The organism is Pseudomonas sp. TE36184, from assembly GCF_054060055.1.
This window is the reverse complement of sequence record NZ_JBSSCU010000001.1, coordinates 6,033,292-6,046,684: the sequence shown is the minus strand read 5'-3', so window position 1 is coordinate 6,046,684 and position 13,393 is coordinate 6,033,292. Positions and strand designations below refer to the sequence as shown.

The 13,393-nt window shown below is 60.1% G+C and carries 13 protein-coding genes; 6 read left to right on the top strand and 7 right to left on the bottom strand.

All coding sequences use genetic code 11. The features are described 5' to 3' along the window. Nucleotides 1–191: 191 nt before the first annotated feature. Nucleotides 192–569 (top strand): hypothetical protein, encoded by a 378-nt coding sequence (locus tag ACVWZP_RS27370; RefSeq protein WP_017847198.1) that lies wholly within the window; start codon nt 192–194, stop codon nt 567–569. Between the two features lie 116 nt (nt 570–685). On the opposite strand, the gene fadD1 is transcribed toward ACVWZP_RS27370, so the two are convergent. Together fadD1 and fadD2 are read right to left on the bottom strand one after the other, a co-directional pair. Next, entirely contained in the window at nt 686–2,377 is a 1,692-nt protein-coding gene (fadD1, locus tag ACVWZP_RS27365; protein ID WP_057004507.1) for a long-chain-fatty-acid--CoA ligase FadD1, read from the bottom strand. Nucleotides 2,378–2,760: 383 nt separating this feature from the next. Continuing rightward, entirely contained in the window at nt 2,761–4,449 is a 1,689-nt protein-coding gene (gene fadD2 / locus ACVWZP_RS27360) for a long-chain-fatty-acid--CoA ligase FadD2 (protein WP_017847196.1), read from the bottom strand. A gap of 210 nt (nt 4,450–4,659) precedes the next feature. On the opposite strand from fadD2, the gene ACVWZP_RS27355 reads away from it, so the two are divergent. Both ACVWZP_RS27355 and ACVWZP_RS27350 read left to right on the top strand, forming a co-directional pair. Continuing rightward, entirely contained in the window at nt 4,660–5,604 is a 945-nt protein-coding gene (locus ACVWZP_RS27355; protein ID WP_046382289.1) for an alpha/beta hydrolase, read from the top strand. A gap of 57 nt (nt 5,605–5,661) precedes the next feature. Further along, nucleotides 5,662–6,132, top strand: coding sequence for a MaoC family dehydratase (locus ACVWZP_RS27350; protein WP_017847194.1), 471 nt, complete (start codon nt 5,662–5,664; stop codon nt 6,130–6,132). A gap of 54 nt (nt 6,133–6,186) precedes the next feature. Here the strand turns inward: ACVWZP_RS27350 and ACVWZP_RS27345 are convergent, their stop codons facing one another. After that, entirely contained in the window at nt 6,187–6,654 is a 468-nt protein-coding gene (locus ACVWZP_RS27345; RefSeq protein WP_017847193.1) for a ferritin-like domain-containing protein, read from the bottom strand. 207 nt (nt 6,655–6,861) lie between these two features. On the opposite strand from ACVWZP_RS27345, the gene ACVWZP_RS27340 reads away from it, so the two are divergent. Together ACVWZP_RS27340 and ACVWZP_RS27335 are read left to right on the top strand one after the other, a co-directional pair. Next, nucleotides 6,862–7,098 (top strand): DUF3820 family protein, encoded by a 237-nt coding sequence (locus ACVWZP_RS27340; RefSeq protein WP_003213031.1) that lies wholly within the window; start codon nt 6,862–6,864, stop codon nt 7,096–7,098. 11 nt (nt 7,099–7,109) lie between these two features. Continuing rightward, entirely contained in the window at nt 7,110–8,285 is a 1,176-nt protein-coding gene (locus ACVWZP_RS27335; protein ID WP_288076523.1) for an aminotransferase class V-fold PLP-dependent enzyme, read from the top strand. 144 nt (nt 8,286–8,429) lie between these two features. Here the strand turns inward: ACVWZP_RS27335 and ACVWZP_RS27330 are convergent, their stop codons facing one another. Genes ACVWZP_RS27330 through zwf form a run of 3 tightly spaced genes read right to left on the bottom strand, consistent with a single transcriptional unit; the run spans nt 8,430 to nt 11,279 of the window. Next, entirely contained in the window at nt 8,430–9,095 is a 666-nt protein-coding gene (locus tag ACVWZP_RS27330) for a bifunctional 4-hydroxy-2-oxoglutarate aldolase/2-dehydro-3-deoxy-phosphogluconate aldolase (protein WP_017847191.1), read from the bottom strand. 17 nt (nt 9,096–9,112) lie between these two features. Beyond that, nucleotides 9,113–9,826 carry a 6-phosphogluconolactonase gene (pgl, locus tag ACVWZP_RS27325; RefSeq protein ID WP_126585422.1) on the bottom strand — a complete coding sequence of 238 codons (714 nt, stop codon included), beginning with the start codon at nt 9,824–9,826 and terminating at the stop codon, nt 9,113–9,115. Beyond that, entirely contained in the window at nt 9,813–11,279 is a 1,467-nt protein-coding gene (gene zwf / locus ACVWZP_RS27320) for a glucose-6-phosphate dehydrogenase (RefSeq protein WP_017847189.1), read from the bottom strand. Before zwf ends, pgl begins: the two co-directional genes overlap by 14 nt. Nucleotides 11,280–11,498: 219 nt before the next feature. Between zwf and ACVWZP_RS27315 the strand changes: the two genes are divergently transcribed. After that, nucleotides 11,499–12,359, top strand: coding sequence for a MurR/RpiR family transcriptional regulator (locus tag ACVWZP_RS27315; protein ID WP_169850571.1), 861 nt, complete (start codon nt 11,499–11,501; stop codon nt 12,357–12,359). A gap of 132 nt (nt 12,360–12,491) precedes the next feature. On the opposite strand, the gene ACVWZP_RS27310 is transcribed toward ACVWZP_RS27315, so the two are convergent. Further along, complete coding sequence (locus ACVWZP_RS27310) at nt 12,492–13,337, bottom strand: D-hexose-6-phosphate mutarotase (protein WP_457370283.1); 846 nt, start codon at nt 13,335–13,337, stop codon at nt 12,492–12,494. Between the last annotated feature and the right edge of the window lie 56 nt (nt 13,338–13,393).

Genomic DNA, 13,393 nt, shown 5'->3' with positions numbered 1-13,393 from the left:
TCCTGGAACAATCGAGGGGTTTTGGTCATTACCTAGAGATTGACCCAAGGCTGTTCGGCAGAGTTTCAATTATTTTTACGCGGGCATTTCATCGCCGGCAGCAGGTTTGGCTTTATGTTTTGCGGCCAACCCACGAGAATGCCCGGCACATTCAGGCTACAACGCTGAATAACAGATCCCGTAGGAAGGTTATGAAACTCAATAAAGCACAGGCCATCGCCCGCAGAAACCAGGAACTGGGCGGTGCCGTACTCGGCGTCAACAACTGCCACTTCACCGACCTGGACCGCAAACGCAACATCTGGTGGTTCGACCTGCCGGTGGCGCGGATCGCGGTGGGCCAGTACGAGTGGATTCACTTGTTGCTGCACAACGCCGAGACTGACCAGTTGCTGCACCTGAAGGTGCCGACGGTGTTCCTGCGTGAAAAGCTCGAAGGCTTGGTGGTGCGCAATGCGGGCAAGCGCAAGCCAGAGATTACCCTGGAGCTGAGCGCGGACAAGGACTCGTTCCTCAAGGATGTGCGCCCAGCCGGTGCGGGCGTCAGCTTCGCGCCATTCACCCTGTAGGAACGCGGTCAGAATGTGAGAGGGGGCTTGTTCCCGATAGCGGTGGTTCAGTCACTCGATGCAGTGGCTGACACTCTGCCATCGGGAGCAAGCCCCCTCCCACATTTAGGCCTGGTTTACTTTTTCAGGCCCAGTTTCTTCAGTTCTTCATCACGCAATTCGCGACGCAGGATCTTGCCCACGTTGGTGGTCGGCAAGGCATCGCGGAATTCCACGGCCTTGGGCACCTTGTAGCCGGTGACGTTGGCACGCATATGCTCCATCACCTGGTCCTTGGTCAGGGTGGCGCCCGGCTTGACCACGATGAAGATCTTGATGTGCTCCCCGGACTTCTCGTCCGGCACACCAATGGCCGCGCACTGCAGCACGCCCGGCAGGGTCGCCAGCACGTCTTCGAGTTCGTTGGGGTAGACGTTGAAACCGGAGACCAGAATCATGTCTTTTTTACGGTCGACAATCCGCATGTAGCCGTCCGGCTGGATGATCGCGATGTCACCGGTCTTCAACCAACCTTCGCTGTCGAGGATCTCGGCGGTGGCGTCTTCGCGCTGCCAGTAGCCCTTCATGACTTGCGGGCCTTTGACGCACAACTCGCCGACCTCGCCCAGGCCCAGCTCGACGCCGTCATCGGTGATGACTTTGCACAAGGTCGACGGCACCGGAATGCCGATAGTGCCGATCTGGATCTTCTGGATCGGGTTGACCGTCGCCACCGGGCTCGTCTCGGTCATGCCGTAGCCTTCGCAGATGTCGCAGCCGGTCACGGCCTTCCAGCGCTCAGCTGCGGCCAGTTGCAGGGCCATGCCGCCAGACAGGGTGACTTTCAGCGCAGAGAAGTCCAGCTTGCGGAAGCCTTCGTTGTTGCACAGCGCCACGAACAGCGTGTTCAGGCCGACAAAGCCGCTGAACTTCCACTTCGACAGCTCCTTGACCATCGCCGGCAGGTCGCGCGGGTTGCTGATCAGGATGTTGTGGTTGCCGATCAACATCATCGCCATGCAATGAAAGGTGAACGCATAGATGTGGTACAGCGGCAGCGGAGTGATCAGGATCTCGCAGCCTTCATTGAGGTTGGAGCCCATCAGCGCCTTGCACTGCAGCATGTTCGCCACCAGGTTGCGGTGGGTCAGCATCGCGCCCTTGGCCACGCCGGTGGTGCCGCCGGTGTATTGCAGCACCGCCACGTCGCCGCTGGCCGGGCTGACATCATTGACCGGTTGGCCGTGCCCCTTGGCCAGCACGTCGTTGAACTTGATCGCCTTGGGCAAGTGATAGGCCGGGACCATTTTCTTCACGTACTTGATGACGCTGTTGATCAGCAGGCGCTTGAGCGGCGGCAGCAGGTCGGCGACTTCGGTGACGATCACATGTTTGACGGCAGTCTTGGGCACGACTTTTTCAGCCAGGTGCGCCATGTTGGCCAGACAGACCAGGGCCTTGGCCCCGGAGTCGTTGAATTGGTGTTCCATTTCCCGCGCGGTGTACAGCGGGTTGGTGTTGACCACGATCAGGCCGGCACGGATGGCACCGAACACGGCGACCGGGTATTGCAGGACGTTGGGCAGTTGCACGGCGATTCGATCGCCAGGCTTCAAATCGGTATGCTGTTGCAGGTACGCGGCGAAAGCGCCGGACAATTCGTACAACTCACCATAGGTGATTGTCTTGCCCAGGTTGCTGAAAGCCGGTTTGTTGGCGAAGCGCTGGCAGGACTGTTTCAGTACCGCCTGAATATTTGGATACTCGTCTGGATTGATGTCTGCAGCAATCCCGGCGGGGTACTTATCCTTCCAAAAGTCTACGTTCATGGAAGCCCACTCCTCAGCGACGCGAATTCATCATCGCATTTGATGCGATTATTATTGGTGTATGTTTTTTAGGTGAGTCTGGCGCGTTTAAGCAGGCCGAGAGGTCACAAAGCGCGCCGAGAGTAGCAGCTTTGCCAAGGGCCGACTAGAGCCAAAAGAGGGCCCTACAGTCATAAACATGACTCATGAATAACTAATAGTCATTTTTAGAGCAAAAATTCTATACGCTTGAAAATGGCTCTAGAACAGGGCTTAACGGGATAAACACAGACAAATGTGGGAGGGGGCTTGCCCCCGATAGCAGTGAATCAGCCAACACATTTGGTGACTGATCCACTGCCATCGGGGCAAGCCCCCTCCCCCATTGTCGACTGCATTTCACATCAGGCGATGTCGCGCAACTCACGCCGCAGGATCTTGCCCACCGGCGTCATCGGCAACGACTCACGCAACACGATGTGCTTGGGCACCTTGTACCCCGTGAAGTTGGTCTTGCAGTAGTTCTTCAACTCCTCAAGGCTCACGCCTTCGGCACGCGCCACCACAAACAGCTTCACCGCCTCCCCCGTGCGCTCGTCCGGTACGCCGATCACCGCGCAGTTGGCCACCGCCGGGTGAGCCATCACCACGTCTTCGATCTCGTTGGGGTAAACGTTGAAACCCGAGACGATGATCAAATCCTTCTTGCGATCCACGATGCGTACAAACCCATCCTCGTCGATCACGGCAATATCGCCGGTCTTGAGCCACCCCTCGGCGTCCAGCGCCTCGGCGGTGGCGGCCGGCTGCTGCCAGTAGCCCTTCATCACCTGCGGGCCCTTGATGCACAGCTCGCCGCGTTCGCCCAGGGGCTGCTCGGCGCCTTCATCATCGATCACCTTCATCGCCGTCCCCGGCACCGGGATGCCTACGGTGCCCAGGCGTGACTGACTGCCATACGGATTGGTGCTGGCCACCGGCGACGTTTCCGTCAGGCCATACCCTTCGCCGATCGCACAACCGGTGAGTTGCTCCCAACGTTCGGCGGTGGCCTTGATCAGCGCCGTGCCACCGGAGTTGGTGAGTTTAAGGCTGGAGAAGTCCAGGCTCTTGAAGTCGGGATGGTCCATCAACGCCACAAACAACGTGTTGAGCCCGAGCAAGCCGGTGAAGCGCCAGTTTTTCAGCTCCTTGATAAAGCCCGCGATGTCACGCGGGTTGGTGATCAACACATTGTGGTTGCCGGAAACCATCATGCACATGCAGTTCGCGGTGAACGCATAGATGTGGTACAGCGGCAGCGGCGCGATCATCACCTCCTGGCCTTCCTTGATCAGCGGGTGGCCATCCTCGCCGGTCTGCGACATGCAGGCGCGCACCTGCTGCATGTTCGCCACCAGGTTGCCATGGGTGAGCATTGCGCCCTTGGCCAGGCCGGTGGTGCCGCCGGTGTATTGCAGCACCGCGACGTCATCGAGGCTCACCGGGTGGCGCGTCACGCCCTGCCCTGCCCCCATGCGCAAGGCGCGCTTGAACGACACCGCGCGCGGCAAGTGATAGGCCGGGACCATTTTCTTCACTTTGTCGACGAGGGTGTTGACCAGCCAGCCCTTGGCCGCTGGCATGAAGTCGCCCATCCTGGCTTCGATCAGGTAGTCGATCTCGGTGTCGGTGCAGACGTCCTGCACCCGCGAACCAAACAGGTTGAGGTAGATCAGGCCACGCACGCCGGCGTCCTTGAACTGATGACGCATCTCGCGCGGGGTGTACAGCGGGTTGGTGTTGACCACGATCAGCCCGGCGCGCAGCGCACCAAACACCGCCACCGGGTAATGCAGCACGTTGGGCATCTGCACCGCGATGCGATCGCCCGGCTTGAGGTCGGTGTGCTGCTGCAGGTAGCCGGCGAACGCCGCACTCTGGCGCTCAAGCTCGGCGTAGGTCAGGGTGACGCCCATGTTGCTGAACGCCGGGCGGTCGGCAAAGGCCTTGCAGGAACGCTCGAAGACTTCGATCACCGACTTGTAGGCGGTCAGATCGATCTCGTTGGGAACGCCCGCCGCGCGTTTGTCATTCCAGAAATCAGGTTGCATTATTCTTGTCCTCTTACCTGAATGTGCCTGGCCGCTTTTCTGCTGCTATAAAAAGCGGAGCTTCGGGGACGTTAGCAGCTATGGCCAAACAGGCAAATACGGGCAATAGCGTCATTGATAGCGTGAATCTTCCTACAAGGGTCTGTACTGATCAGCCGCTTGGCCGAGGATGGGCTATACACTGCAATGACCCCGAGCAAAGGAAGCGCCATGAACCACACCACCTTCTGGCTGACCGCGAATGACCACAGCCGCCTGTACGTCAATCAATGGCTGCCGGACACGCCGCCGAAGGCGTTGATCATGGTGTCCCACGGCATGGCCGAGCATGGCGGTCGCTATGCGCGCCTGGCCCAAGCGTTATGTGGGGCGGGCTACGGGGTGGTTGCCCTGGACCAGCGCGGCCACGGTCGCACCGCCGACGAGGGCACCCTGGGCCTGTTCGCCGAGCGGGACGGCTGGAACAAGGTGGTGGGCGACCTGGCCAGCCTCAACCAGCACATCGGCCAGCAGTTGCCGGGAGTGCCGATCATTTTGCTGGGCCACAGCATGGGCAGCTATATCGCCCAGGCTTACCTGCTGCACCACAGCGCCAGCCTGCATGGGGCGATTCTCAGCGGTTCGAATTTCCAGCCGGTGGCGCTGTACCGCGCCGCGCGGCTGATCGCCCGTGCCGAACGCCTGCGCCAGGGCTTGCGCGGCCGCAGTGCGCTGATCGAGTTCCTGTCGTTCGGCTCGTTCAACAAAGCGTTCAAGCCCAACCGCACGGCTTTCGACTGGCTCAGCCGTGACCCGGACGAAGTCGACCGCTACCGCCACGACCCGCTTTGCGGGTTCCGCTGCACCAACCAACTGTGGATCGACCTGCTGGGCGGCTTGCAGCAAATCAGCAAAGCGTCCAATCTCGCGCAGATCGATCCGGGCTTGCCGATCCTGGTGATCGGCGGCGAATGTGATCCGGTGAGTGAAGGCAAGCGTCTGAAAAGACTGGCCCATGCCCTGCGTGAGGCCGGCTGCCAGAACCTGCAACTGAATATCTACCCGCAGGCGCGTCACGAACTGTTCAACGAAACCAACCGCGACGAAGTCACTGCGGATGTGCTGACGTGGCTCGACCAGGCCCTGACCTCGCGCAGGCCGACTCGCTGCGAATAATTTTTCGTTTAAAATCAGCCAATTAAATTATCGATTAGCCACAGGATGCACCTTTAGATGACCCAGGTAACCAACACCCCATACGAAGCCCTCGAAGTCGGCCAGACCGCCAGCTACAGCAAGACCGTCGAAGAGCGTGACATCCAACTGTTCGCCGCGATGTCCGGCGACCACAACCCGGTACACCTGGATGCGGAATTTGCCAAGGCGACCATGTTCAAGGAGCGAATCGCCCACGGCATGTTCAGCGGCGCCCTGATCAGCGCGGCGGTTGCCTGTGAGCTGCCTGGGCCGGGCACGATCTATATCGGCCAACAGATGAGCTTCCAGAAACCGGTGAAAATCGGCGATACCCTGACCGTGCGTCTGGAAATCCTCGAAAAGCTGCCGAAGTTCCGCGTGCGTATCGCCACCCGCGTGTTCAATCAGCGCGATGAGCTGGTGGTGGATGGCGAAGCGGAAATCCTCGCGCCACGCAAGCAACAGGTCGTGACATTGACCGAACTGCCAGCCATCACCATCGGCTGATCAATTCCCATAAAAAATCCCCGCATCGGCGGGGATTTTTTATTCAGCGGCGACTCACGACTGGGCGCGAGCCTGGTTACGCAAGGCTTTCACCTGATCGTGGTTGCGTTGTACGCCGTGGTACTGGCGCTCAACCAAGTCACGAATGCCCACCAGGTTGTGCTGGGTGATCTTCTCGATCGCTGCTTTGTAAGCCTTGAGGGCGTGGTCTTCACCGCGCTCGGCTTCGTTCAACACAGCCTCTTCGTCTTTGCCGGTGACCATCGACTTCACATCGACCCAGCCACGGTGCAGGGCGCCGGCCACGCTGCCGGACTGTTCCGGGTCGCCACCCAGGGCACGCACGGCGGTTTTCAGCTCGGCGGCGGCAGTGGCGCAGTCTGCGGAGCGCTTGGCAAACAGCGCTTTGAGTTCGGGATGCTTGATGTCGTCAGCGCACTCTTTGAAACCTTTTTGACCGTCGATGCTGGTTTCGATCAGGTCGTTCAATACGGAGATGGACTCTTTATTGATATCAGTCATTTTTCAATTCCTTATGTGGGTTGAGAAAGGTTGCATTAATGATTGCAGCGCCCGTGCCAGGTTTTAAAAAATAACTTTTTCTTTAGATTTCAATAAGTTAAAAATAATTGAACGATCTGTACATGCGTTATTTGCATGATCTGTCATTTGGCCTTCATGCAGAATGCCTGTATTTTCCAAGACCTCGATGCAAACGCCTGAGCCGTCATGAACCCCGAAAAACTCGAACTGCTGATCACCCGCGAAATGCCCTTCGGCAAGTACAAGGGACGGATCATCGCCGACCTGCCCGGCCCCTACCTGAACTGGTTCGCCCGCGAAGGTTTCCCCCACGGCGAGCTGGGCGGGTTGCTGGCCTTGATGCAGGAAATCGACCACAACGGCCTGTCCGAACTGCTGGAGCCACTGCGCGCCAAACACGGCAAACCCGCGCCTCGTCACTAGGAACCCGCACCATGCCATGCAATGCAGCCAACGAAGCGCACTGGCGGGCCATCGCCGACCGCTATGCACTGGAGCCAGGCCCGATCAACCTGGAAAACGGCTACTTCGGGCGCATGAGCCGCGTGGTGCAAGCGCAGTACCTCGAGCACGTCGCGTTTATCAACCGCAGTAACGCGGTGCATGTGCGCCAGCGTTTCGAGCAGGGCGAAAACGTCGAGATCCGCCGCCAACTGGCCGAACTGATCGACGCCGACCCCGAATCGGTCGCCTTCACCCGCAACGCCACCGAAGCCTTGCAGTCGCTGATCCGCAACTACAACCGCCTGCAACCAGGCGACCAAGTGCTGATCAGCGACCTGGAATACGACACGGTCAAGGCCGCCATGCGCTGGTTGGCCGGCTACCGAGGGGTGGAAGTGATCGAAATTTCCCACGCCCACCCGGCCAGTTTCGATAGCTTGCTGCAGAGCTATCGCGATGCCTTCGTCCAATACCCTCGCCTGAAACTGATGGCGTTGACCTACGTGACCCACCGCACCGGCCTGGTCATGCCGGTCGAAGCCATTGCCAGAGCGGCTCGCGAACACGCTGTCGACGTGATCCTCGACGGCGCCCACGCCCTTGGCCAGATCGAGTTCAACCTCGCTGAACTGGGTATCGCGTTCGCCGGCTTCAACCTGCACAAATGGATTGGCGCACCGCTGACCCTGGGTTTTCTATATATAGCCACCGAGCGCCTGGCCGACATCGACCCGGACATGGGTGAGTTCCATTACCCCATCACCGACGTGCGCGCCCGCACGCCCTACAGCACGCCGAACTTCCCGGCGCTGATGACCTTGCCGCTGGTGTTCGAAGAACACCGCGCATTGGGGGGCGCCGCGGCCAAAGGCGCACGGATGAATTACCTGCGGGATCTGTGGGTACGCCAGGTGCGGCCATTACCGGGGATTGAAGTGCTGACCTCGGATGACCCGCGACTGTATTGCGGGATCACGGCGTTCAAGTTCATCGGGCGGGATCAGCCGGTAATGGCGGACCGCCTGCTCAGGGACTACAACCTGTTTACCACTACCCGCAGTGGAGCGGCGTTCGGCACCTGTATCCGGGTGACACCGGGGTTGGCGACATCAACCGCAGACATCCATGCACTGATCAACGCCATCACCGCACTCAGCGCGGACTGAAAAATGTGGGAGGGGGCTTGCTCCCTTCCACATTTGAAGATGTGTGGGTCTCAAGGTTTTGCGCAGGCAAAAAAAAGCGGTCCGCCGACCAAGCGCACCGCAAAAATGCCGTTAAGCACAGCAACAACGATTCGATGAATCAGCTCAGTCCAGCAGCGCCAGTGCCTCGGCGGTGACTTCCTGGATACGCGCCCAGTCGCCGTTCTTGACCCATTCCGGGTCGAGCATCCAGCTACCGCCCACGCACATCACGTTTTTCAACGCCATGTAGCTCTTGATATTGGCCGGGCCGACGCCGCCGGTCGGGCAGAATTTCACTTCGCCAAACGGGCCGCCCAGGGCTTTGATGGCTGCGACGCCGCCGCTGACTTCGGCCGGGAACAGTTTGAAGCGGCGATAACCCAGGCTATAGCCTTCCATGATTCCGGAGGCATTGCTGATGCCCGGCAGCAGTGGGATCGGGCTGTGGACCGAAGCTTCAAGCAGGTCGCGGGTAATGCCGGGGGTGACGATAAATTGCGAGCCGGCAACCTCCGCGGCTTCGAGCATATGCCGATCGAGCACGGTACCGGCGCCGGTACACAACTCCGGGCGTTGCTCGCGCAGGACCTGAATGGCCTTGAGGCCGAACTCGGAACGCAGGGTCACTTCCAATGCGGTCAAACCACCGGCTGCCAGGGCGTCGGCCAGTGGCAGGATGTCTTGTTCACGGGCGATGGTGATCACCGGCAGGATCCGCGCCTTGGCGCAGAGGCTGTCGATCAGGGCAACTTTATCCGCCATGGACACGGTCGATTGAGGGCTTTTCATAGCGGCTGATCCTTGGCTCATGGGCACCAGTAAATCTCTAATGTAGGTTGCAAAAATGCGCGAATCGGCATGGCAGCAACGTCGTTGCTGGCCAGCGCGGCGCTCAACGTGGTCAATTTCGAACTGCCGGAAATCGACAGTACGGTGTAGTTCGCCGTAGCCAGCAGCGCGCGACTCATGGTCAGGCGCTGGCGTGGCACGGTCGGCGCGAGCATCGGCCAGCAACGGCGGGTACCGTCGGCCTGCAGAGCTTCGCTCAGGTTCGGACTGTTGGGGAACAATGACGCGGTGTGGCCGTCGTCGCCCATGCCCAGCACCAGCACATCAATGGCTGGCAGTTCGGCCAGCAGGCGATCGGCCTGCTCGGCGGCGTCTTCAAGATTGGCGGCGGCGCTGTACAGGCTGAGGAACTTGGCCTTGGCTGCCGGGCCTTGCAACAGGTACTTCTTCAACAGGCCGGCATTGCTGTCGGCGTGCTCCACCGGCACCCAGCGCTCATCGGCCAGGCTGACGGTGACCTTGGACCAGTCCAGACCCTGCTTGGCCAGGTTCTGGAAAAACGCCACGGGGCTGCGGCCGCCGGACACCACCAGGGTCGCTTCGCCACGGGCACTGATGGCCGCGCGCAGTTGTTCGGCCACGTCGTTGGCCAGGCCATCGGCCAGCAACGCCGGCGAACGGTACTCATGGGCAGTGACGCCCTGAGGCAGTTTCAATTCAGATATCGCCATACCACGACCTCCCATCCCGCGTGATCAGTGCAATCGAGCTCATCGGCCCCCAGGAACCCGCCGCATACGGCTTGGGCGCATCACCGGATTTTTTCCACCCGGCGATCAACTGGTCACACCACTTCCACGCGGCTTCGATTTCATCTTTGCGAACAAACAGATTCTGATTGCCGCGCATTACTTCCAGCAACAACCGCTCGTAGGCATCGGGAATCCGCGCGCTGCGATAGGTGTCGGAAAAATTCAGTTGCAGCGGACCGCTGCGCAGTTGCATGCCCTTGTCCAGGCCCTGCTCCTTGGTCATCACGCGCAAGGAAATACCTTCGTCCGGTTGCAGGCGGATGATCAGTTTGTTGCTGATCTGCAAGCGCTGCTCGGGGGCGAAGATGTAGTGGGACGGTTCCTTGAAGTGGATGACGATCTGCGACAGCTTTTGCGGCATGCGCTTGCCGGTGCGCAGGTAGAACGGCACCCCGGCCCAGCGCCAGTTGCGGATATCGGCGCGCAGGGCGACGAAGGTTTCGGTATCGCTCTGGGTGTTGGAATTCTCTTCTTCCAGGTAACCCGGCACCGGCTTGCCGGCGCTGTAGCCGGCAATGTACTGGCCGCGTACCACCTGGGTGGTCAGGCCGTCCGGGCTGATCGGCGCCAGGGCCTTGAGCACCTTGACCTTCTCGTCACGGATGCTGTCGGCGGACAGGTCGGCCGGCGGGTCCATGGCGATCAGGCACAGCAGCTGCAGCAGGTGATTCTGGATCATGTCCCGCAGTTGCCCGGCCTTGTCGAAGTAACCCCAGCGGCCTTCGATGCCGACCTGCTCGGCCACGGTGATTTCCACGTGGGAAATGTAGTTCTGGTTCCACTGGGTCTCGAACAGGCTGTTGGCGAAACGCAGGGCGATCAGGTTCTGAACGGTTTCTTTGCCCAGATAATGGTCGATGCGGTACGTGCGGTTTTCCGGGAAAAACTGTGCGACAGCGTCGTTGACCTTGCGCGAAGATTCCAGGTCCGAGCCGATGGGTTTTTCCAGCACCACGCGGGTATTGTCCGCCAGGCCGACCTTGGACAGGTTTTCGCAGATCGCCCCGTACACCGCCGCAGGCGTGGCGAAGTAGGCGATCAGGCGCTGCCCGGTGCCGGCTTTTTCAGCCAGGACCACGTAGTCATCGGCGTTCATGAAATCGACGTGAACATACGTCAGGCGCGCCAGGAAACGCTGGGCGATGGCTTCGTCCAGTTCCTTGCCGACGTATTTGCGCAGTTCTGTTTCAATATGCGCCAGGTGCTGTTGCTCGGAACCGGCTTCGCGGGCCAGGGCCAGGATGCGCGTGTCGTCGTGCAAGAGCCCGGCACCATCGAGTTGATAGAGGGCAGGAAATAACTTGCGCAGCGCCAGATCACCCAACGCGCCAAACAGGGCAAAGGTGCAGGGTTCTACCGTTATCGAAGGCATGATGTTTGTTCTTTTATCAAGTTAAGCTACAAATACCTTTTTTCAAGGCATCACTCAAGGAAAAATGTAGTAATAACCACAACATTTTCCCGAAATACGCATTCCGAGTGGTGGTGTTCAGCTACCCTAAGTAGGATAGGCCACCGCAAAGGGCCACTCGTCGATTGGTGACCACCCTTTATTTGCATCGTCGCCCCAAGGAAACACTGTATGGACCGCGTGCGAAATCTTCTGGAACAGATCCGGAACCGCCTCGAAGAATTGAACAAGGCCGAGAAAAAAGTCGCCGAGGTCATCCTGCTCAACCCACAGCAGGCGACCCGCTTCTCGATCGCAGCCCTCGCCCAAGCCGCCTCGGTCAGTGAACCGACGGTCAACCGTTTCTGCCGTTCGTTCGGCGTCAGCGGTTACCCTGAACTCAAATTGCAACTGGCGCAAAGCCTGGCCAGCGGCGCGGCGTATGTCAGCCGTGCGGTGGAGGCCGATGATGACCCCGAGGCCTACACCCAGAAGATCTTTGGCAGCGCCATTGCCTCTCTGGACAGCGCCTGCCAGGCCCTCGACCCGAACCTGATCAGCAAGGCCGTGGACCTGTTGATCCAGGCGCGCCAGATCCACTTCTTCGGCCTCGGCGCGTCCGCCCCGGTGGCCATGGATGCGTTGCACAAGTTTTTCCGCTTCAACCTGTCAGTGACCGCCCATGCCGACGTGCTGATGCAGCGCATGATTGCTTCGGTGGCGCACACCGGCGAGCTGTTCGTGATCATCTCCTACACCGGGCGTACCCGCGAGCTGGTGGAAGTGGCGCGTATTGCCCGGGAAAACGGCGCATCGGTGCTGGGTGTGACCGCCGAGAACTCGCCGCTGGCCAAGGTCAGCACCGTGAGCCTGAACATTCCGCTGCCGGAAGACACCGACATCTATATGCCGATGACCTCGCGGATCATCCAACTGACGGTGCTGGATGTACTGGCAACCGGCATGACCTTGCGCCGTGGCGTGGACTTCCAGCCGCACCTGCGCAAGATCAAAGAGAGCTTGAATGACAGCCGGTATCCGGTTGGCGACGAGTTCAACTGAGGCAGACAATGCCTCCAGCAGTCCCGGCCTCTTCGCGAGCCAGCCCGCTCCCACATTTTGACGAGTCCTACCTTGGAATACGCTTCAAATGCGGGAACGGGCTTGCTCGCGAAGACGGTATCAGCAACAGCGCTAAACCCCAGCCCTGGCCTGCAAACTCAGATGCGCCCGCTCCCCCGGCGCCAGGCTGGCCCCGGCCATCGCCGACTCGACGCATACAAACCCCAAGGCCTCGTTGAAGCTCACCCCCAGCAACGGCCGGCTGCCCGGGTGCCACACCACGGTGTCGGCGCTGTCGCCGGTGTCGATGCACAATTCGCGCTGCCAAGCGTGGTCCTTGAGGTGTAGCTCGCCCTCATGCTGGAACACGCGCTGACACCCGCCTTCCACGCGCAACTCGCCTTCCTGCTGGCAAGCCTGGCGATTGAGCTGGTCATAACCTTGCGCCCCGTCGAGCCCAGACAGCGCTATCTCACCGACATTGCCAATCCGCCAGTAAGCGTGCAACGCATGGCTCAGTTGGCACGGCAGCTCATCCTGATGCTCGGTACACAAGCGCAACTCCAGGGTTTCGCCCAGGTGCGCGTGCAAGTCCACCTGCCAGTCGCACAACTGCAACTGCCAGTGCAGGCGCACGCCGTCGTCGTCGGTGTTGCTGTCGAGCAGTTTCCAATCGATCAGCCGCGCCCAGCCATGGGACGGCCACGCATTTTCGCTGGGATGCCGGCCATACCACGGCCAGCACACCGGCACGCCGCCGCGAATGGCACCGACTTGTGGCCACTTGGCTGCGCACCACAACCAGGGTTTCTGCCCACGGGGCTGAAAATGCAGCAATTGCGCGCCCTGGCGGCTGAATACCGCCTGGCACAACGGATGGTCGATCACCAACACATCGCGCGTCTGGAAGCGCTCCCAGGCGAACACCGGACGCTCGCGCAGGGATTTGAAAAAGCGTTGCAGCGGATGCTCATGCATGTGCCACGGTCCTGAATATCTTCACAGTGCAATCCAAAAAAAAGCGGATAGCCATG

What these genes read in the sequence shown, in the direction of transcription:
- ACVWZP_RS27355 (WP_046382289.1), top strand. Translation starts at nt 4,660, where the DNA reads ATGAACCACACCACCTTCTGGCTGACCGCGAATGACCACAGCCGCCTG.
- ACVWZP_RS27330 (WP_017847191.1), bottom strand. Translation starts at nt 9,095, where the DNA reads ATGAAAAGCCCTCAATCGACCGTGTCCATGGCGGATAAAGTTGCCCTG.
- ACVWZP_RS27340 (WP_003213031.1), top strand. Translation starts at nt 6,862, where the DNA reads ATGAACCCCGAAAAACTCGAACTGCTGATCACCCGCGAAATGCCCTTC.
- fadD2 (WP_017847196.1), bottom strand. Translation starts at nt 4,449, where the DNA reads ATGCAACCTGATTTCTGGAATGACAAACGCGCGGCGGGCGTTCCCAAC.
- ACVWZP_RS27310 (WP_457370283.1), bottom strand. Translation starts at nt 13,337, where the DNA reads ATGCATGAGCATCCGCTGCAACGCTTTTTCAAATCCCTGCGCGAGCGT.
- ACVWZP_RS27370 (WP_017847198.1), top strand. Translation starts at nt 192, where the DNA reads ATGAAACTCAATAAAGCACAGGCCATCGCCCGCAGAAACCAGGAACTG.
- ACVWZP_RS27345 (WP_017847193.1), bottom strand. Translation starts at nt 6,654, where the DNA reads ATGACTGATATCAATAAAGAGTCCATCTCCGTATTGAACGACCTGATC.
- pgl (WP_126585422.1), bottom strand. Translation starts at nt 9,826, where the DNA reads ATGGCGATATCTGAATTGAAACTGCCTCAGGGCGTCACTGCCCATGAG.
- ACVWZP_RS27350 (WP_017847194.1), top strand. Translation starts at nt 5,662, where the DNA reads ATGACCCAGGTAACCAACACCCCATACGAAGCCCTCGAAGTCGGCCAG.
- fadD1 (WP_057004507.1), bottom strand. Translation starts at nt 2,377, where the DNA reads ATGAACGTAGACTTTTGGAAGGATAAGTACCCCGCCGGGATTGCTGCA.
- ACVWZP_RS27335 (WP_288076523.1), top strand. Translation starts at nt 7,110, where the DNA reads ATGCCATGCAATGCAGCCAACGAAGCGCACTGGCGGGCCATCGCCGAC.
- zwf (WP_017847189.1), bottom strand. Translation starts at nt 11,279, where the DNA reads ATGCCTTCGATAACGGTAGAACCCTGCACCTTTGCCCTGTTTGGCGCG.